Genomic DNA, 19,044 nt, shown 5'->3' on the forward strand with positions numbered 1-19,044 from the left:
TAAGCTCACCACCATCCCCGTGGGAGCTGGCAAGCCAGCTCCCACAAAGTTGGGGGTAGCCTTCAAGATTCACGCTTCAGGAGGACGCATGCGCACGATTCTTTTCAGCAGCCAGAGCTACGACCGCGACAGTTTCCTCACCACCGACCTGCCGGCCGGCATTGAACTGCACTTTCAAGCGGCGCGACTGAGCCTGGATACGGCGGCGTTGGCGGAGCATCACGAGGTGGTCTGCGCCTTCATCAATGACGACCTCAGCGCTCCGGTACTCGAACGCCTGGCGGCCGGCGGCACGCGCCTGATCGCCCTGCGCTCGGCTGGTTACAATCATGTCGACCTGGCGGCGGCGAAACGCCTGGGGCTGGCGGTTGTGCGCGTCCCGGCCTACTCGCCCCATGCCGTGGCCGAGCACGCGGTGGCGCTGATCCTGGCGCTGAACCGCCGTTTGCACCGCGCCTACAACCGTACCCGCGAAGGTGATTTCAGTTTGCATGGGCTGACCGGTTTCGACTTGGTGGGCAAGACCGTCGGCGTGGTCGGCACCGGGCAGATCGGCGCGACCTTTGCCAAAATCATGAACGGATTCGGTTGCCGGTTGCTGGCCTACGATCCTTACCCGAACCCGCAGGTCGAAGCCTTGGGTGCGCGCTATCTGAGCTTGCCGCAATTGCTGGCCGAATCGCAGATCATCAGCCTGCACTGCCCGCTCAACGAACAGAGCAAACATTTGATCAACCGCGAATCGCTGGCGCACATGCAACCGGGTGCGATGTTGATCAACACCGGCCGCGGCGGCCTGGTGGACACACCTGCGCTGATCGACGCGTTGAAGGACGGTCGGCTGGGTTATCTGGGACTGGATGTGTATGAAGAGGAAGCGCAACTATTCTTTGAAGACCGTTCCGACCTGCCGCTGCAGGACGATGTACTGGCGCGCCTGCTGACCTTTCCTAACGTGATCGTCACCGCCCACCAGGCCTTCCTGACCCGCGAAGCCCTCGGCGCGATTGCCACCACCACCTTATACAATATCGCGGCCTGGAGGGCGGGCACCCCAGAGAATCGTGTAACGGACGACTGAACCTGATCGAAGGTCATCTGCCCGCGCCATGCTGCGCGTATGCCCGTGCTAGCATATCGCGCATATTTGGAGGACCCATGGTCGAACACGATTTCCGCTACAGCCTGATGAACCCGCAACACACCCTCACCGAATGCCGCGCCCTGGTGCCGGGGCGTTATCAAGTCACCGGCAACGGCGGCTCGATTCGCAACAATGACGTGCTGGTCGTGACCCTCAAGGGCGCCAAGGACTTGTCCATGCGCCTGACCGTCGAAACGGTTCGCCACTTGATCAATCCGCCCGGCCAATGGGTCGCGGTGGCCAGTGGACCGGTGTTCGGCGAACTGGCGATCCATACGTGGAAAGTGAACTGCGACAGCTGCGCCAAGGAGCTGAGCTTCGAGTTTGCGGTCGATGCCAAACTGGGCAACAAGGCCGAAAAGCCTGCCGCCACCGCGCGGATTACCGAGTTGGGCTGGAGCACCGTCGGCGAGAAACACCTGTGCCCGAAATGCCAGGAGCCCGCGTGATGAAACGCCTCGCTCTGGCCGGCATGGTCGGTGCAAGCCTGCTGGGTTGCGCCGCCGAGCCTGTGCAATTGCAACAAAACCGCAGCTACATCCTGGAGTGGATCGGCGAACGGCCGTTGATGGATTACAGCCACCTGACCATCACGCTCGATGAGGACGGTCGCGCCTACGGTAGCGGCGGCTGCAACCATTGGTTTGCGCCGTATACCCTGGAAGGCAACAAGCTGAGCTTCGGCAAGATCGGCAGCACCCGCAAACTCTGCGCCCCAGCACTGATGGAGCAGGAAAAACGCTTCCTCCAGGCCCTGGAAAACGTGCAGCGCTGGGACGTTTCATCGATCGACCAGATGCGCTTCTGGCCGGCTGAAGGCAAGCCGCTGCGCTGGTGGCTTGAAGAGGGTTGATCGCCCCCTGCTTGCCTGATGAAACCTGTGGTGAGGGAGCAAGCTCCCTCACCACAAAAACCTCTAAGCCATAGACCAGCATCCTGATCAGTTTTTAGCCTGCAACGCCTCCAGCTTCGCCATCACCCCCGCCGCTGTCTGCTCGCCCATCAACTGTTCCCGCACCTTGCCCTTGTTATCGATGATGTAGGTCACCGGCAACGCCTCACTGCGCGGCAGTTCGAACAACTCGGCGGGGTCCTGCGCCAACACGGTGAACTTGATCCCGAGTTTCTCGCTGGCGCTTTTCAGCTCTTCGCCCTGCACATTGTCGAAGTTGACCCCGAACACACCGATTTTCCTGTCCTTGAGCTGCTCGGCCAACGCGTTCAATTCCGGGATCTCGGTCCGGCACGGGCCGCACCATTCGGCCCAGTAATTGAGCACCAGCCATTGTTTGTCCAGACGCTCGGCAGCGACTTTCTGTCCACTTTGATCGATCCCGTAGTCGTTACCGCAGCCCCCCAGCATCAACGTTCCGATGATCGTCAATGCCGCTGCCAGTCGCCTAGTCATGTCGTGTTCCTTGTGAAAAATTGAATGCGCCTGCGACCCATCGCCTCCCGAGGTTCTGGATTACGCGCTGCACAGTTAGAATAGCCGCCACCTTACGCAAGATGCGACCCGCTCATGACCGATCTGACGCTTTATCACAACCCGCGCTGCTCGAAATCCCGCGGTGCGCTCGAACTGCTCGAAGTCCGTGGCCTGACACCGACCGTGGTCCGCTACCTGGAAACCCCGCTGGACGCCACGCAAATCCAGAGCCTGCTGACCAAGCTGGGCATCAGCGCCCGACAATTGCTGCGCGCTGGCGAGGACGAATACAAAACCCTCAACCTGGCCGACAGCAGCCTGAGCGAGGCGCAATTGATCGCCGCCATCGCCGCTCACCCGAAACTCATGGAGCGACCGATTCTCGAAGTCGGCGACAAAGCCGTCATCGGCCGTCCACCGGAGCAAATCCTGGAGCTGTTGCCGTGAGCGCGCCGTACATTCTGGTGCTGTATTACAGCCGCAGCGGCGCAACCAATGAAATGGCCCGGCAGATTGCCCGTGGCGTGGAACAGGCGGGGCTTGAAGCGCGCTTGCGCACCGTGCCGGCGATTTCCACTGAATGCGAAGCCGTAGCGCCGGATATTCCGGACGAAGGCGCGCTCTACGCCAGCCTCGACGACCTGAAAAACTGTGCTGGCCTGGCCCTGGGCAGTCCGACCCGCTTCGGCAACATGGCGGCGCCACTCAAGTATTTCCTCGACGGCACCAGCAACCTGTGGCTGACCGGCGCCCTGGTGGGCAAACCGGCCGGCGTGTTCACTTCCACCGCGAGCCTGCACGGCGGCCAGGAGACCACGTTGCTGTCGATGATGTTGCCGCTGCTGCACCACGGCATGTTGATCACCGGCCTGCCCTACAGCGAGTCGGCGCTCCTGGAAACCCAGGGTGGCGGCACGCCTTATGGCGCCAGCCACCACGCCGGTGCCGATGGCAAAAGCGGTCTGGATGCCCATGAAGTGGCGCTGTGCCGCGCACTGGGCATGCGCCTGGCCAAAACGGCGCAGAAACTGGAGGGTTGAGAGTGGCCAAGAAGCCGAAGATCCTGCCCGCCATCGAATGGCTTGAACCCCGCGTCCGGGCCATGCGCATCATCAGTCTGCTGTGTTTTTTTGGCCTGGTGGGGTTGCTGTGTATCTACTACCTGCTGGTAGCCGACCTGCACGGCGCCCGACCATGGGTGATTTTGCTGATCGAGCTGGTGCCGTTGCTGTTGCTGGCACCTGGCATGATCATCGGCAGCCCGCGCGGGCATTCGTGGATGTGTTTTGTGGTGAACCTGTATTTCATCAAGGGCGCACTGGCCGCATATGACCCGAACCGGCAGATGTTCGGTTTGCTGGAAATGGGGGCAAGCCTGGCGGTGTTCTGCTCGGCGCTGTTGTACGTGCGGTGGCGGTATCAGTTGAATCGCAAGTTGGCTGGCGAGGGCGAACCCTCAGTCGCCTGAGAGATTGCAATCGCCAGCAGGCTGGCTCCCACAGGGGACTTGTGTACGGCACAGATCCAATGTGGGAGCCAGCCTGCAGGCGATTGGACCTACTCGGTCTCAATGATTCACTGTATACGCGAGCATCATCGAGATCTGGCTCATTGGCCGCCCGCCACTTTCTGCATGCCACTGGTTGAACACGTCCTGCACCAACGCCAGGTCGCGCAGACTGCTCGGCACCTTGTCGATGATGTCCTGTGCATTCAACGCCGCCACCACGTCATAACTCGGCACGAAGGTGTCTTTGCCGACCATCCGCAGAAAACGCGGAGCCGACAGGCCGCCCAATTGATGACCACGCTTCTTAAGCAAGGTCCACAACCCGACGATATCGGTCACCGGCCAATCGGCGATCATCGCGCCGAAGCTGCCCTGTTCATGGGCCACGTCCAGCACGAACTGCGCGTTACGCGGCACGCTCTTGAGCTTGCCCAGATGACGGATGATCCGCGCGTCCTGCATCAGGCGCTCCAGGTGTTCGGCGCTCATCAGCACGACTTTCTCCGGGTCGAACTTGAAGAACACTTCCTCGAAAGCCGGCCACTTGGCGTCCACCAGGCTGTGCTTGAGGCCCGCGCGAAACACACGCAGCGCCATGGTCGACAGGTAGCGATCGTCGGTAATGTCGCGCAATTGTGCCGCCGTCTTGGGAACGGGCAGATGGGCTTCCAGTTCAGCCGCCGAACCGAAGCGGTTCAAGCAGTATTCGTTCAGCCACTTGTAGTCGCGCATGCCCTCTCCTGAGGATTGAAAAATGAACGGTCAACCTGTAACAAAACCTGTGGGAGCCAGCCTGCTGGCGATGAAGGGGTGTCAGTCAACAATGATGTGTCTGAGACTCCGCCATCGCCAGCAGGCTGGCTCCCACAATGATTGTGTTTAGAGGTTCACTACGTTGACGAAGCGCGAAGCCGCCGTTTCGTCGATCTTCAGGTTGGTGAAATCGAACAAATTACGGTCAGCCAATTGCGACGGAATCACATTCTGCAGGCTGCGGAAAATGCTCTCGGTACGGCCAGGGGTCTTGCGTTCCCAGTCTTGCAGCATTTCCTTGACCACCTGACGTTGCAGGTTTTCCTGGGAACCGCAGAGGTTGCACGGGATGATCGGAAATTGCTTGAGGTCCGAATAGGCCTGGATGTCTTTCTCGTTGCAGTAGGCCAGCGGGCGGATCACCACGTTGCGACCATCGTCGGCGCGCAATTTCGGCGGCATGGCCTTGAGCGAACCGTTGAAGAACATGTTCAGGAAGAAGGTTTCGACGATGTCGTCGCGATGGTGACCGAGCGCCATCTTGGTCGCGCCAATTTCATCGGCGAAGGTGTAGAGCGTGCCGCGACGCAGGCGCGAGCATAACGAACAAGTGGTCTTGCCTTCGGGAATCAGCTCCTTGACCACCGAGTAGGTGTCTTTCTCGACGATGTGGTACTCGATGCCCAGTTCCTTGAGGTAGGCCGGCAGCACGTGCTCCGGAAAGCCTGGCTGTTTCTGGTCCATGTTCACGGCCACGATCTCGAACTTGATCGGTGCGACCTTCTGCAAGTGCATCAACACATCAAGCATGGTGTAGCTGTCTTTACCACCGGACAGGCAGACCATGACCTTATCGCCGTCTTCAATCATGTTGAAGTCGGCGACAGCCTCACCGGCCTGACGGCGAAGGCGCTTTTGCAGTTTGTTCTGGTTGACCGTAAGAGTGCCCATGACGCGAAATCCGTGAGGTGTGACGAAAGGCGGGCATTTTACGCAAAAACCCTTCGGGGGCGAAGCGTCCTGACAGATTGCAGCCTTACAGACACAAGTGCGATTAAGCCAGCGCTTTACAGCGCAATTTGCTCTAAGCCCTACCACCTGTAGGGTTAACTCCTTCCTATACTGCGTCATAAGGTCGCAGACATAACCAGACCTATTACTGACTTGGCCAATTTGGCCCGTAGGCGCTCCACTGGGGGGCGACGGTAAAAACAAGAGGAGTGACTGGCATGATCCATCACGTAGTGGGGCTCTTCACCCACCCTGACCAGGAATGGAAAGAAATCCGTGGCGACCAGGAGGAAAGCATCAGCCACATGTACCTGACTCACACGCTGATTCTGGCGGCGATCCCTGCAGTGTCGGCGTTTATCGGCACGACCCAGGTTGGTTGGGTCATCGGCAATCGAGCGCCCGTGATGCTGACCATGGAAAGCGCACTCTGGATGTCGATCATGTCGTACCTGGCAATGCTCGGCGGCGTTGCGGTCATGGGCGCGTTCATCCACTGGATGGCCCGCACCTATGACGCCAACCCGAGCCTGGCCCGATGCGTCGCGTTTGCGACTTATACCGCGACTCCGCTGTTCATTGGCGGCATAGCGGCGCTGTATCCGCATTTGTGGCTGGGGATGATCGTCGGCACCGCGGCGATCTGCTACACCGTCTACCTGCTGTACGTCGGGCTACCGACATTCATGAACATTCCATCGGACGAGGGATTCCTGTTTTCAAGCTCGGTACTCGCGGTAGGCCTGGTGGTGCTGGTGGCCATCATGGCGTTTACCGTGATTGTCTGGGGACTCGGCGTGGGGCCGGTCTATACCAATTAGCAACTCACCACCCAAAAACTAGATCTGCCAACACAGGCCGCCGCAAGGCGGCCTTTCAATGCTTGAACCACTGGAATGGCAACGACCATTCGGCACTTGAGCGATTCGCAAGGCCCGAGGGTTGCGGCATACTCGACGTCTCTGGAGATCCATCAAGCATGCCTGAGCAACTCAATACCCGCGTCGAAGACTGTTTCCAACAAGCTGAATCCTTTTTCAAACGACCTTTCAAACGCCCGCTGGTGAGCCTCAAGCTGCGCGGGCAAAAAGCCGGTGTCGCGCATTTGCACGAGAACCTGCTGCGCTTCAACCCGCAGTTGTACCGGGAAAACACCGAAGACTTCCTCAAGCAAACCGTGGCTCACGAAGTCGCCCACCTGATCGCCCATCAACTGTTCGGCGACCGTATCCAGCCCCATGGCGAAGAGTGGCAATTGATCATGCGCGGCGTGTACGAACTGCCGCCCAACCGATGCCACACCTATGACGTCAAACGCCGCAGCGTGACCCGCTATATCTACAGATGCCCTTGCCCGGAGAGCGATTTCCCGTTTTCAGCGCAGCGCCATGGTCTAGTGCGACAGGGGCGGCGTTATTTGTGCAGGCGGTGCCGCAGTACGTTGGTGTTCAGTGGGGAGATGCGGGTCGAGTAGTTGGACTTGTGGTGTTTGAGCCTGCTCGCGAAGACGGCCTGACAGGCGCTAGAGGATCACCTTGGCGCGCCGTAAACCCTCTATCCGCTCAGCATTGAACCCCAACTCCCCCAACACCTGATCCGTATGCGCCCCCAGCGCCGAACCAATATGCTTCGGCTCGGGCAAGCCATCGGAAAACTTCAACGGGCAAGCCATTTGCGCCTGCGTCGAGCCATCACCGCGCGGCACGTCTGTCACCAGCTTGCGCGCCTGAAACTGCGGATGCCGCACCGCCTCCCCCAGACTCAATACCGGCTCGACACAGGCATCCAACTCGGAGAACAAGGCGCACAGCTCGGTGAAGTCATGCTTCTCGAACTCAACCCTCAGCGCCTCCTTGAGCTTTTTCTGCTGTGCCGGTTGAGGTGACAGCCCCAGGCTTGCCAGTTCTTCCACGCCCAACGCCACACACAGCTGTTTCATGAAGCCCGGCTCCAGGCTGCCCACCGACAACCAGCGCCCATCCCGCGAACGGTAATAATCGTAGAAGCTGCCACCATTGAGCATCTGGTCTTCCCGTCCCGGCTCGACGCCACACGCCAGGTACCCGGCACCGGCCATGGCGTTCAGGCTGAATGCGCAGTCGGTCATGCTCACATCCAGATGCTGCCCCTGCCCGGTCTGCTGCCGGGCAATCACTGCCGCCAACAGGCCGATGACGCCGTGCAGCGAGCCACCGGCGACATCCGCCAGCTGTGCGCCCAAGGGCAACGGTCCGCTGTCAGCGCGGCCGGTGTAGCTCGCCAGCCCGGCCAGCGCCAGGTAGTTGATGTCATGGCCCGCGCGGTCTTTGTAAGGACCGGTCTGGCCGTAGCCGGTGATCGACACATAAATGAGCCTGGGATTGATCGCCTTCAAGGCTTCATACCCCAGGCCCAAGCGCTCCATGACGCCGGGGCGAAACTGCTCCAGCACGATGTCGTACTCCTTGAGCAACTGCTTGATCACCTCCAGCGCCGCAGGCTGCTTGAGGTCCAGGGCCAGGCTGCGTTTGTTGCGATTGAGGTAGGCGTGGCTGGCCGATACGCCCTGATCGTGGGGCGGCAGCACGCGAACGAGGTCCATGCGGGATGGCGATTCGATGCGCAGCACCTCGGCGCCCATGTCCGCCAGCAACAACGAGGCGAACGGCCCCGGCAGCAGTGTCGAGAAATCCAGAACCTTGAGTGATGCCAGTGGACCGAGCATGAAAATTCTCCCCCTAAGATGCCCCAGACTAGGCAGGCGAACGCGCTGGAGCAATCACCTTATGCGCCAGTGACGCTGACCGTTACGCTCAAGTCGCAGGCAATAAAAAACCCGCCGAAGCGGGTTTTTCATTTCACGAGGTCTTACTTGACGTTCGAGGCCTGGCCTTCGGCCACACCCAGGTCGTCTTCTTCACGCTCGTTAGAGATGCCACGACCGCCCGAAGCCAGCTCGGCTTGCAGGACGTCGGTGTCCAGTTCCTTGACCCACTTGGCAACAACCACGGTGGCAACAGCGTTACCGATCAGGTTGGTCAGGGCACGTGCTTCGGACATGAAGCGGTCGATGCCGAGTATCAGCGCCAGGCCGGCAACCGGCAGATGGCCAACAGCGGACAGGGTGGCGGCCAGTACGATGAAGCCCGAACCGGTCACACCCGCGGCACCTTTGGACGACAGCAGCAGCACGACCAACAGAGTGAGCTGGTGCGTGATGTCCATGTGAGTGTCAGTTGCCTGGGCAATGAACACGGCCGCCATGGTCAGGTAGATCGCGGTACCGTCGAGGTTGAACGAGTAACCGGTCGGGATCACCAGACCCACGACGGATTTCTTCGCGCCCAGACGCTCCATCTTGATCAGCATGCGTGGCAGAACCGATTCCGAAGAAGAAGTACCCAGCACGATCAACAGTTCTTCACGGATGTAACGGATCAGTTTCAGTACGCTGAAGCCGTGAGCGCGAGCGATACCGCCCAGCACGATCAGGATGAACAGCAGGCAAGTGATGTAGAAGCAGGCCATCAACTGACCCAGTTGCACCAGCGAGCCGACACCGTAGGCACCGATGGTGAAGGCCATGGCACCGAAGGCACCGATCGGCGCGAGCTTCATGATCATGTTGATGATGTTGAACATCACGTGGGCGAAGCGATCAATGAAGTCCAGCAGCGGCTTGCCGTAGGCACCCAGGCGATGCAGGGCGAAACCGAAGATCACCGAGAACATCAGCACTTGCAGGATGTCACCCGTGGCGAACGCACCGACGATGGTGGACGGGATCACGTTGAGGAGGAAGCCGACGACGCTTTGATCAGCACCGGCCGAGACATAGGCAGCCACTTTGGAGGCATCCAGCGTGGTCACGTCGATGTGCATGCCGGCGCCCGGCTGCACAATGTTGACCACTACCAGACCGACGATCAAAGCGATGGTCGAAACGATTTCGAAGTACAGCAGCGCGTAACCGCCGGTCTTGCCGACCGACTTCATGTTCTGCATGCCGGCGATACCGCTGACGACGGTGCAGAAGATGATCGGGGCGATGATCATTTTGATCAGTTTGATGAACCCGTCACCCAGTGGCTTGACCGCCACACCGAGCTGCGGATAGTAGTGACCGAGCAAAATACCGATGACAATTGCAACGATCACCTGGAAATACAGGGATTTGTACAGTGGCTGACGAGTCGTCATTGCAAAGTTCCTCAAGAGTGCGCGCCGACAACATCCATCTGTTGCCCTCGACACCTCATTTGCGAACCCTCCTGCACTGGAGGGATTTGTTTTTTCGAGCTGCGCGACGGCAGACATCTGCTTGTTGTATCGCAAAGCCCGTGCCACCTTGCGCAAAACCCCTGCAAGCCTTTTGATATCAAGGGTTGCGGGTTATCAACGCCCGCGGACGGTTACAACGCAGTGGCGGATTTCCGCCCCTCAACCAAAACCCATCCCGCAATTTGGCGGATATCCGCCTTGTTCGTCGCTTCCAACCGCAGCTACCATCCGTCGTTCAATGGACGGATTTGCCTGTTATGCGCGAACGCACCATCGCCAGTCATTTTGCCCGCGCTGCCTTGCGTGGCGCTCAACGTCGTGGCTACGACTATTCACAGCTGCTGCAGCAAGTAGGGATCAGCCCCGAGTTGCTCGACGAGCCGCGGGCGCGCATCGCGCCGGAGCAGTTCACCCGACTGATCCGGTCACTGTGGCTGGCGCTGGGCGACGAATACCTGGGATTCGGTCAGGCGCCGAGCAAACCAGGCAGCTTTGCGATGATGTGCCATGCCGTGATCCACTGCCGCAGTCTGGATAAGGCGCTCAACCGCGGCCTATTGTTTTATAGCCTATTCCCTGATGCACCGTGCCTGACCCTGACGCACGAAGGTGACATGATCCGCCTGAGCCTGGACGATTCGCAGCTCTGGGATCCGGACCATTTCCTCACCGAAAGCCTGTTGGTGATCTGGCACCGTTTTGGCAGTTGGCTGATCGGCCAACGCATACGGCTGAAGCAGGCCACATTCAGCTATCCACGACCGGAACACGGGGCTGAATACGATTTATTGTTTACCTGTCCGCTGGTTTTTTCTACAACAACGAGCGCGACAGAACAGAGCAGCCTGCTGTTCCACAGCCGATACCTGAACATGCCGTTGCTGCAGGACGAACGTACCCTCAAGCACTTCCTTGAACACTCACCTGCCAACCTGCTGTCGCGCCCGGACGACGGCCACAGCTTGAGCAGTCAGTTGCGGCGCTTGCTCAGCCGCGACAGCTCACGCTGGCCGGATCTGGACGCCGTGGCCGCGCACCTGCACATCAGCCCGCAGACGCTACGACGGCATCTGCGCGAGGAAGGCACCAGTTTTCAGGCGTTGAAGGATCATCTGCGCCGCGACATTGCGATCTATCACCTGAGCCGCAACGACCTGCCCTTGCAGCAGATCGCCGAGCAACTGGGGTTTTCCGAGCCGTCGGCGTTTCATCGAGCGTTCAAAAAGTGGACGGGGCTGACGCCGGGGGCTTATCGCGCGCAGGAAAGCTGAGATTTGCGGCGGACTGGTTGGTCTCTTCGTGAGCAGACGGCGCTAATCCGATGTGGGAGCCTGCTCGCGAAGAGGCCAGTGACAACACAAGTCACTTAGAATCAGACCATCGGAAACAGAATCCTGAATGCAGCCCCGCCCATGGGCGAATCCCCCAGGGTCAGTTTGGCGCTATAGCTTTCGATGATGTCCTTGACCACCGCCAGGCCAATACCTTGCCCGGGATGCTGCCGATCCAGCCGCTCGCCTCTTTGCAGGATGCGCGCACGCTGGTCGGGCGGTACGCCGGGGCCGTCGTCTTCGACGCACAACTCAGTGCCGCTCAGGGTCTGGCGCACGCTGATACGCACTTCGCCCAGGCACAGGCGATAGGCGTTCTCCAGCAGATTGCCCATCATCTCCAGCAAGGCGCCCTGCTCGATCGGCACATAACACTCCTGCGGCAGGTCCAGAACCACCCCCACGCGCTTGTCGCGGTAGACCTTGTCCAGCGTGTCGCACAAGCTTTGCAGCACCGGCCGAAGTTGTACCTGATGACGCACCAGGCCGCTTTTACGCAGGCTGGCGCGCTGCAGTTGATAGCTGATCTGCTGGCTCATGCGCTCGATCTGGGTTTGCAGCACCCAAGCCTGGTCGCGGTCTTCGGGGCGTTGCGCCATGTCCTCGCTGACGCCTTGCAGTACGGCCAACGGGGTTTTCAGGCTGTGTGCCAGATCGTCGAGGGAGTCGCGGTAACGACTGCGCTGCTCGCGCTCGCTGTGCAGCAAGCGGTTCAGGGAGCCGGTCAGGCGCAACAGTTCGCGGGGATGTTGCTCGCTGAGACTTTCACGGGCGCCACTTTCGATTTCGTCCAGTTCCTGGCTGAGTCGGCGCAGCGCCTGCAACCCCCAGGTCAGGCCGATCCACAGCAACGCCAGCAGCACCAGCAAGGCCGCGCCGAAGCCCAGATAAAGGTTTTCCCGCAGGCCTTCGACGGTCTGTTCGTACTCGCGAACCGGTTGCAGCGCGACAATGCTGAACGCCGCACTCTTGCCGCCCAGCAACTTGACTTCAACGTCATAGACGAAGAACTCCTGGCCATTGGCTTCGCTGATCCTTGCGAACTCGTTACCGCGCCCGTCATAACGCGGCTTGTAATTGATCTTTTCTTCCTGGGTGGCCTTGGATCGCCAGACCAGGTGACCTTCGCGGTCATAGATGTAGCCGAGCAAACGGCTATCGGTGAGGTTAAAACGCTCGTCAGGCAACTGCGCCGGCATCTGCAAGCGGTTGTTCTCCACCCGGGCGGCGGAGATCAGCGTCGTTACATCCGACGCCAGGCGCTGCTCGATGGAATCCTGCAGTGCCAGGCTGAACGCGCCCTGCATCGCGGGCAACAGCGCCAGCATGAACAGCACCGCCAGCAGCGTGGCGGCGAGCATCAAGCGCACACGAAGCGAACGAATCAAGTGCAGCGCTCATTGAACAGGTAGCCGAGGCCGCGAACGGTATCGATCGGCTTGAACCCGGCCGGCCCCTCCAGTTTGCGGCGTAGACGGCCGACCAACACTTCGATCACGTTCGGATCGCGCTCGTCGTCATCCGGATACAGCTGTTCCATCAGGCGGTCTTTCGCCACCACTTGCTGGTGATGGCGCATCAGGTATTCGAGGATGCGGTATTCGTAGGCCGTCAGCGCCAGCGGCTGGTCGTCCAGAGACGCTTGTTTGCGATTGAGGTCGAGCAACAACGGCCCGGCGACGATGGTCGATTGGGTAAAACCGCTGGAGCGACGCAGCAAGGCATTGAGCCGGGCGTCCAGTTCCTCGAACTGGAAGGGCTTGACCACATAATCGTCCGCCCCGGCGGCCAGGCCTTCGACTTTGTCCTGCCAATTGCCGCGCGCGGTGAGGATCAGGATCGGGAAGGTCTTGCCCCGTGAACGCAGCTGACGGATCAGATCGAGGCCGCTCATGCCCGGCAGCCCGAGATCGATCACCGCCAGGTCGTGGTTGAACTGCTCGGTCTGATACAGCGCCTCCTCGGCGTTGGCCACGGATTCGACCACATGGCCGCTTTCCGTCAGGCGGGTTTGCAGGTGATGGCGCAACAGCGCTTCATCTTCGACGACCAGCAGTTTCATAACGCTCTCCAGCAAATCAACAGCTCCAGAGGCACCCGTTGCTCAAAAGCATGCACGCCTCGATGACTAACATGCCGACGCCGGATCAGTGATCCGGCCCCGGTTTTCACAGACCGCGGTTTAGAAAGCGTAGTTGGCGGACAGATATGTCTGGGCACTGCTGGTCAGGTCCAGCGCCCCCTGTTTGCTGCCACCGCTCTGGCTCATCTCGGTACTGGCATTGCTACGCAGGTAACGGTAACCCAGTTCAACCGAGGTGTTTTGCGACACCTGTTGCAGCACACCCATCTGCCCGCCAATGGCGTAACCGATATCGCTGTCGCGGCTATAGCCTGGCGAGTCCTGCGTCAGTTTGGTCAAGCCGGCGGTGGCGCCACCGAACAGCTTGGTACTGCCGCCCACCGGGTAGAACAGATCGTAGCTGCCCAGGAGGTTTTCCTGACGCAGTTTAATCCCATTGTGTGAGCCCGACACATTGTCGTAGGTGGCGTAGTAGCGGCCCTGACTGTTCTGCCGCCCCAGACGCACACCCCAGGTATTGTCCTTGTCGATCACGCCGCCGGCGTTCGGATTATTGAGGTTAGTGTCCAGTGCATTGGACTTTTTCACCTTGTCGCTGGTCTGTCCAAAAGTAAGGCTGGCGAAATTGTCGTCGCCAGCATGGGCGGCGACACTGGCGCCCATGACGGTGAAAGCCAGAAGCAGTTTTTTGAATGCAGTCATTGGGGAGTTACCTCATGCGCTATTTGCTTTTCGGGTATGGCGCAAGGTTACTGACCCGGCCCTGAACTCCCCCTGAACGCACTCTGAACCTGAGCTGAATCAACTCGACTCGCCGGTTCCAATGAGTTTCCACAGGAGATTCGACCATGCGCATGTTCTTAGCTGTCCTCTTGCTGGCCTTGAGCGGGTTCGGTCACGCCGCCATCAAGACCCAGGAAATTCCCTACCAGAGTGCCGATGGCACCCAGCTGATCGGCTATTACGCCTACGACGACGCGATCAAGGGCCCGCGCCCCGGTGTCGTGGTGGTGCATGAATGGTGGGGGCTCAACGATTACACCAAGCGTCGCGCCCGTGACCTCGCCGGCCTGGGCTACAGCGCCCTGGCCATCGACATGTACGGCGATGGCAAGAACACCGAACACCCCAAGGATGCCATGGCCTTCATGCAGGCCGCATTGAAGGACAGCGCCGCATCCAGCGCGCGCTTTCAGGCCGGGCTCGACTTATTGAAGAAACAACCACAAACCGATCCGGCCAAGGTGGCCGCCATTGGTTACTGCTTCGGCGGTGGCGTGGTGCTCAACGCCGCGCGCCGGGGCGTGCCATTGGCCGGCGTGGTGAGTTTCCACGGCGCGCTGGCGACCAATACGCCGGCGACACCCGGCAGCGTGAAAGCGAAAATCCTGGTTGAGCATGGCGCGCTGGACAGCATGATCACCCAAGACAACGTCGCCGCCTTCAAGGTTGAAATGGATAAGGCCGGGGCCGACTACCAATTCGTCATCCTGGATGGCGCCAAGCACGGTTTCAGCAATCCCGATGCCGATCGCTTGGGCCATGGTGATCACGGCGGGCCGGATATTGGTTACAACAAGGCGGCGGATGAAAAGTCGTGGGGGGATATGCAGGGGTTTTTCAAGAAGATCTTCAGTTGATCAGTTAAACCGCGGCGCTGCCTTCGCGAACAGGCTCGCTCCCACATTGAATTGGTGCCACACCGGATATTCTGTGGGCGAGCCTGCTCGCGAAGGCAGCACAACCGATCTGAACCTTTGCACTACCCAGCCGCCAGGCAACCCGGCAAAATGCCCGACATGAATTCCGTCCCCGCCCTGCCCGCCTGCTGCACGCCCCTCGATGCCCACTGGCCGCTGCCGTTCGTGCTGCCCGATGCGGTGCTGTTGAGCACCCGTTTCGATACTTCGCAACTGCTCAGCGATGATTTCCAGCGCAGCGCCATCGAAGCGCCGGCGAGCATCCAGCGCTCCGTCGCCAAACGCCAGGCGGAGTTTCTCGCCGGACGGGTTTGCGCGCGGGCCGCATTGCAGCAACTGGAAGGCCTGAGTTTCAGCCCGGCCATCGGCGAAGACCGCGCCCCGGTCTGGCCGGCGCACATCACCGGCTCCATTACCCACAGCACCGGCCGGGCCGCAGCAATCGTTGCGAACAAAAGCCATTGGCAAGGATTGGGCATGGACCTGGAAAACCTGCTCAATGCCGAACGTGCAGAGCGCCTGGCCGGAGAAATTCTCACCCCGCCCGAGCTGCAGCGCATGGCCGCTGGCCGTCGAGACTTGCGGGCGTTGCTGGTGACCCTGACCTTTTCGGTGAAGGAAAGCCTGTTCAAGGCGCTCTATCCGATCGTCCGGCAGCGTTTCTACTTTGAACATGCCGAAGTACTGGAGTGGACCGACGCGGGTGAGGTGCGGTTGCGGTTGTTGACCGACCTCTCCAGTGAATGGTGTAACGGCACTGAGCTGGATGCGCAGTTCGGGGTCAAGGATGGGCAGTTGTTGAGTCTGGTCAGTATCAAGGCCTGAAAATATTCAGTGTTAGGAATGGCCTCAAAAACAACACTCTATCTCAACGCTTCTCCTGATTGCGCGGCCAACTCAAACTGAAACAGGCTCCGCCCAGACTTTTGCTCTTGCCAATCAGCGCCCGCCCGTCATGCCAGTGGATGATGCGTCGAACAATGGACAGGCCCAATCCGTGCCCGCCTGAAGCACGGGTACGGCTGTCATCCAGGCGCAGGAACGGGGTGAAGATTTTCTCCCAGGCCAATTCCGGCACCCCCGGTCCATCGTCCTCGACGTCCACCCGACAGCGTTGTTGTCCCACCTGATAGCTGATGGTCACCCGCGATTGCGCATGGCGCATGGCGTTGCTGACAAGGTTCTGCAGCGCCCGATGCAAGTAACGCGGCTCGGCCTCGACCCAGGCATCGTCACAATCGGCAGCCGACAGGCACAAGCCTCGTTGCACCGTAACATCGGCGCGAAGTGGCGCCAGTTCCTCGATGACCTGATTGACCAGCGCATCCAGGTCGATGCGCTGGAAGTTCAGCGCCGGAGAGCCCTGTTCCAGCCGCGCATAGGTCAGCATCTCATCCACCAGACGATCGAGATCCTCGATGTCGTGATCCATACTCGCGCAATATTTTTCCAGGGCCTGCGGGGTAGTGGCCGAGCCGATCATTTCCAGTCCAAAGCGCAAGCGCGCCACCGGTGTGCGCAACTCGTGGGACACCGCGCGCACCAGTTCGCGCTGGATCGCCAGCAGTTGTTGCAGGTGCTCGGCCATGCCGTTGAACGCTGACGCCAGCCGCCCAACCGAGTCCGCACCCCGCGCCGGGACGCGAGTTTCCAGGCTGCCCTTGGCGATGCGCGTGGCCGCCGCTTCCAGACCGCGCAAACGGCGCTCCAGTTGCCGTACCAGCAGATAGACGATCAACCCGATCAGGGTCAGGCCCAGCGCGGCGATCAGCACCAGCCACTCCGGCGGATAAGGATTCATCTGATACAAGGGACCGATTTCCAGTACCCACGGTGTGCCGACCATGCCGGCAAACACCCGGATCGAATCGCCGCCCTTGCCCAACGCCATCACCGTGTCGCCTTCGGACACCCGACGACTCTGGTCTTCGTCCATGTCGGCGTCTTGCACCGTCACCAGGCGCAAGTCGAAACCAAAGCCTTTGTCCTGCTTCAATTGCGCCAGGCGCACCGGCTGTTCACCCACCGGGTAGCGCACCAGTTCATCGGTCAACAGGTAAATCGTCGCCCGGGCCAATTGTTCGCTGATCTGCTGCACTTCGCCGGTCAGCACCAACTGTTCCTCGTCGCTGACCAGACGGTAAACCTTCGCCGCATGCGGGCCGGTCTGCTCCACCAGGGCCTGGCCCCTCAGTACACGGGTGCGCTGGGTGAGGTCGAGGTCGGTTTCGTTGAAGGTTTTCAACGCCAGCGGAATCCCCAGCAGCCGCTCCCACACCAGCAACGCCCGGTGGCGCTCGGTTCGGTTCATCGGTTGCAGGTTGTCGGCCATCAGCGAGAAAGTGCCGTGGGCCAGACGCTCGCGATATTGCTCGCTGCGCACCTGATTGAGCATGTGCAATGCCAGGACACCGAGTACCGCCACCAGAATCAGCGCGGCGCACATGCCGCCATAGATGCGCAGGAAGATCGAGTTCACAGGGACGAGTCTACGCAGGCCTCGGGAACGAACAGATAGCCTTTGCTGCGGATGGTCTTGATCAGCCGCGGATGCTCCGGGTCATCGCCGATTTTCGGGCGAATGCGTGAAATGCGCACGTCGATGGAACGGTCTTGGCCGTCATAGCCGATGCCGCGCAACGCAGTGAAGATTTCTTCCCGGGACAGAATGCGCCCGGCGTTGGCCACCAACAGCCAGAGCAGATCGAACTCGGCGCTGGTCAGCTCGATGCCGTTGTCGTTCAGCCAGGCTTCGCGCAGCGCGTTGTCCACCACCAGGGGGCCGAACTGCAGGCGCCGCTGTTTTTCCGGGGCGACCTCCGGTGCTTCACTGCGTCGCAACAAAGCCTGGATGCGCGCCAGCAGCAAGCGCGGACGCACCGGTTTGCACACGTAGTCGTCGGCCCCCAGGTCCAGGCCAAGGATCTGGTCGGTGTCGTCGGTGCGGGCGGTGAGCATCAGGATCGGGCCGTCATAGCGGTCGCGGACCTTGCGACAAATGCTCAGACCGTCCTCGCCGGGGAGCATCAGGTCGAGGATCACCAGGTCCGGCTGCTCCTTGATGATGCGCGCCGCCGCCAGGGCGCCATTGCCTTCTATTGCTACCCGCAGGCCATTGGCTTCCAGGTAGTCGCGGGTCAGTTCGGCCAGACGCTGGTCGTCCTCGACAATCAATACCTGCCAGGCTTCTTGCTCCACGGGTGACCTCTGCTTGCCAATATCTCTAATAAGGAAGGACCCACCCGTCTTTTTGTAATGATTGGGGCGGATAAATTGCCTGCATGCTGGCCGATTGTATAAACGTCGCCCGTCCAGAACACAAGCTGGTAAATGCGTTCGGACAAGGCGGTTTTTTGTGATAGGGTTCGCGCCCTTTAAAATCCGTCCAGGCGTTTTCGATCGTTGAAAAATGATGAAAAAAGGCCCGGTCCAGCAGCATCGCGGCCTACACGCCGATTCGCTCTTTCACACACAATTTACGCACAGGTTTATCCACAGGTAGTACGTTGCAATCCCCCCCCAAAACGCATTATCTTGTAGCCCAGCGCCAAAAAAACCCTAGATGTAGGGTTTCGCGCAAAAAACCAAACACAAACCGGACACCAATTTCAAGCGCTTTTCTTGCCACTGTCCGGTTGAACCAAACGTATTTTCGAAAGACCAAACCGCGCGTGCGGATGGCTACTGTATTTCGGCCCAAAAGGGTGAAAACGGTACGGGTGTTGCAGTCCCAACTGTCACCCTTAAAGGACCCCGGTCTCAGGCCCATGGCACGAGACCAAAGACTTCGGCATGGAAGCGGCGCCCAATAGCACCCTTCCTA

Annotated in this window: 21 protein-coding genes; 11 read left to right on the top strand and 10 right to left on the bottom strand. The window is 60.1% G+C overall.

Translation table 11 applies throughout. From position 1 onward, the window contains the following. The first annotated feature begins 88 nt into the window (after window positions 1–88). From AC07ZE_RS22500 to AC07ZE_RS22510, 3 genes are all read left to right on the top strand, one after another. Complete coding sequence (locus AC07ZE_RS22500; RefSeq protein ID WP_207266687.1) at window positions 89–1,081, top strand: 2-hydroxyacid dehydrogenase; 993 nt, start codon at window positions 89–91, stop codon at window positions 1,079–1,081. A gap of 77 nt (window positions 1,082–1,158) precedes the next feature. Then, window positions 1,159–1,593 carry a hypothetical protein gene (locus AC07ZE_RS22505; protein ID WP_207266688.1) on the top strand — a complete coding sequence of 145 codons (435 nt, stop codon included), beginning with the start codon at window positions 1,159–1,161 and terminating at the stop codon, window positions 1,591–1,593. After that, window positions 1,593–1,997, top strand: coding sequence for an META domain-containing protein (locus AC07ZE_RS22510; RefSeq protein WP_095195780.1), 405 nt, complete (start codon window positions 1,593–1,595; stop codon window positions 1,995–1,997). Before AC07ZE_RS22505 ends, AC07ZE_RS22510 begins: the two co-directional genes overlap by 1 nt. A gap of 87 nt (window positions 1,998–2,084) precedes the next feature. On the opposite strand, the gene AC07ZE_RS22515 is transcribed toward AC07ZE_RS22510, so the two are convergent. Then, window positions 2,085–2,552 carry a TlpA disulfide reductase family protein gene (locus AC07ZE_RS22515; RefSeq protein ID WP_137805328.1) on the bottom strand — a complete coding sequence of 156 codons (468 nt, stop codon included), beginning with the start codon at window positions 2,550–2,552 and terminating at the stop codon, window positions 2,085–2,087. Window positions 2,553–2,666: 114 nt separating this feature from the next. Here AC07ZE_RS22515 and arsC point away from each other — a divergent pair, with 114 nt between their 5' ends. The 3 genes from arsC to AC07ZE_RS22530 are packed head-to-tail and all read left to right on the top strand — an operon-like array spanning window position 2,667 to window position 4,041. Then, entirely contained in the window at window positions 2,667–3,020 is a 354-nt protein-coding gene (gene arsC, locus AC07ZE_RS22520; protein WP_207266689.1) for an arsenate reductase (glutaredoxin), read from the top strand. Next, window positions 3,017–3,613, top strand: coding sequence for an NAD(P)H:quinone oxidoreductase (wrbA, locus tag AC07ZE_RS22525; protein ID WP_137805326.1), 597 nt, complete (start codon window positions 3,017–3,019; stop codon window positions 3,611–3,613). The genes arsC and wrbA overlap by 4 nt, the downstream gene beginning before the upstream one ends. A 2-nt stretch (window positions 3,614–3,615) precedes the next feature. Continuing rightward, complete coding sequence (locus tag AC07ZE_RS22530; protein ID WP_207266690.1) at window positions 3,616–4,041, top strand: DUF2069 domain-containing protein; 426 nt, start codon at window positions 3,616–3,618, stop codon at window positions 4,039–4,041. Between the two features lie 99 nt (window positions 4,042–4,140). Here the strand turns inward: AC07ZE_RS22530 and AC07ZE_RS22535 are convergent, their stop codons facing one another. Both AC07ZE_RS22535 and ttcA read right to left on the bottom strand, forming a co-directional pair. Next, on the bottom strand, window positions 4,141–4,815 hold the full coding sequence (locus tag AC07ZE_RS22535; protein WP_095195785.1) for a DNA-3-methyladenine glycosylase I: 675 nt from the start codon (window positions 4,813–4,815) through the stop codon (window positions 4,141–4,143). A gap of 147 nt (window positions 4,816–4,962) precedes the next feature. Continuing rightward, window positions 4,963–5,787, bottom strand: a complete 825-nt coding sequence (gene ttcA / locus AC07ZE_RS22540; RefSeq protein WP_047532261.1) for a tRNA 2-thiocytidine(32) synthetase TtcA — start codon at window positions 5,785–5,787, stop codon at window positions 4,963–4,965. Between the two features lie 278 nt (window positions 5,788–6,065). Between ttcA and AC07ZE_RS22545 the strand changes: the two genes are divergently transcribed. Both AC07ZE_RS22545 and AC07ZE_RS22550 read left to right on the top strand, forming a co-directional pair. Further along, on the top strand, window positions 6,066–6,668 hold the full coding sequence (locus tag AC07ZE_RS22545) for a Yip1 family protein (protein WP_095195786.1): 603 nt from the start codon (window positions 6,066–6,068) through the stop codon (window positions 6,666–6,668). A gap of 158 nt (window positions 6,669–6,826) precedes the next feature. Continuing rightward, on the top strand, window positions 6,827–7,321 hold the full coding sequence (locus AC07ZE_RS22550; RefSeq protein WP_207266691.1) for a SprT family zinc-dependent metalloprotease: 495 nt from the start codon (window positions 6,827–6,829) through the stop codon (window positions 7,319–7,321). A 48-nt stretch (window positions 7,322–7,369) separates the two neighbouring features. Here AC07ZE_RS22550 and AC07ZE_RS22555 read toward each other — a convergent pair whose 3' ends face one another. Further along, complete coding sequence (locus tag AC07ZE_RS22555) at window positions 7,370–8,551, bottom strand: CaiB/BaiF CoA transferase family protein (protein ID WP_207266692.1); 1,182 nt, start codon at window positions 8,549–8,551, stop codon at window positions 7,370–7,372. Between the two features lie 143 nt (window positions 8,552–8,694). Further along, window positions 8,695–10,026 (bottom strand): dicarboxylate/amino acid:cation symporter, encoded by a 1,332-nt coding sequence (locus AC07ZE_RS22560; RefSeq protein ID WP_095195789.1) that lies wholly within the window; start codon window positions 10,024–10,026, stop codon window positions 8,695–8,697. Between the two features lie 338 nt (window positions 10,027–10,364). Here AC07ZE_RS22560 and AC07ZE_RS22565 point away from each other — a divergent pair, with 338 nt between their 5' ends. Continuing rightward, window positions 10,365–11,378 carry an AraC family transcriptional regulator gene (locus AC07ZE_RS22565; protein ID WP_207266693.1) on the top strand — a complete coding sequence of 338 codons (1,014 nt, stop codon included), beginning with the start codon at window positions 10,365–10,367 and terminating at the stop codon, window positions 11,376–11,378. A gap of 101 nt (window positions 11,379–11,479) precedes the next feature. On the opposite strand, the gene AC07ZE_RS22570 is transcribed toward AC07ZE_RS22565, so the two are convergent. The 3 genes from AC07ZE_RS22570 to AC07ZE_RS22580 all read right to left on the bottom strand — a co-directional run bounded on the left by AC07ZE_RS22570 (window position 11,480) and on the right by AC07ZE_RS22580 (window position 14,223). Continuing rightward, entirely contained in the window at window positions 11,480–12,826 is a 1,347-nt protein-coding gene (locus tag AC07ZE_RS22570) for an ATP-binding protein (protein WP_207266694.1), read from the bottom strand. Continuing rightward, window positions 12,823–13,500 carry a response regulator transcription factor gene (locus AC07ZE_RS22575; RefSeq protein ID WP_207266695.1) on the bottom strand — a complete coding sequence of 226 codons (678 nt, stop codon included), beginning with the start codon at window positions 13,498–13,500 and terminating at the stop codon, window positions 12,823–12,825. The genes AC07ZE_RS22570 and AC07ZE_RS22575 overlap by 4 nt, the downstream gene beginning before the upstream one ends. Window positions 13,501–13,620: 120 nt before the next feature. After that, a complete protein-coding gene (locus AC07ZE_RS22580; RefSeq protein ID WP_207266696.1) occupies window positions 13,621–14,223 on the bottom strand; it encodes a hypothetical protein in 603 nt (200 codons plus the stop codon). Window positions 14,224–14,369: 146 nt separating this feature from the next. On the opposite strand from AC07ZE_RS22580, the gene AC07ZE_RS22585 reads away from it, so the two are divergent. Beyond that, window positions 14,370–15,161, top strand: a complete 792-nt coding sequence (locus AC07ZE_RS22585; protein WP_207266697.1) for a dienelactone hydrolase family protein — start codon at window positions 14,370–14,372, stop codon at window positions 15,159–15,161. Between the two features lie 159 nt (window positions 15,162–15,320). Continuing rightward, complete coding sequence (locus tag AC07ZE_RS22590; protein WP_207266698.1) at window positions 15,321–16,046, top strand: 4'-phosphopantetheinyl transferase family protein; 726 nt, start codon at window positions 15,321–15,323, stop codon at window positions 16,044–16,046. A gap of 43 nt (window positions 16,047–16,089) precedes the next feature. Here the strand turns inward: AC07ZE_RS22590 and AC07ZE_RS22595 are convergent, their stop codons facing one another. Continuing rightward, complete coding sequence (locus AC07ZE_RS22595) at window positions 16,090–17,700, bottom strand: ATP-binding protein (RefSeq protein WP_207266699.1); 1,611 nt, start codon at window positions 17,698–17,700, stop codon at window positions 16,090–16,092. Further along, window positions 17,697–18,419: a response regulator gene (locus tag AC07ZE_RS22600; RefSeq protein ID WP_207266700.1), complete on the bottom strand. Its 723-nt coding sequence runs from the start codon at window positions 18,417–18,419 to the stop codon at window positions 17,697–17,699. Before AC07ZE_RS22600 ends, AC07ZE_RS22595 begins: the two co-directional genes overlap by 4 nt. Window positions 18,420–19,044 lie beyond the last annotated feature (625 nt).

The organism is Pseudomonas sp. GW101-3H06, assembly GCF_059424605.1.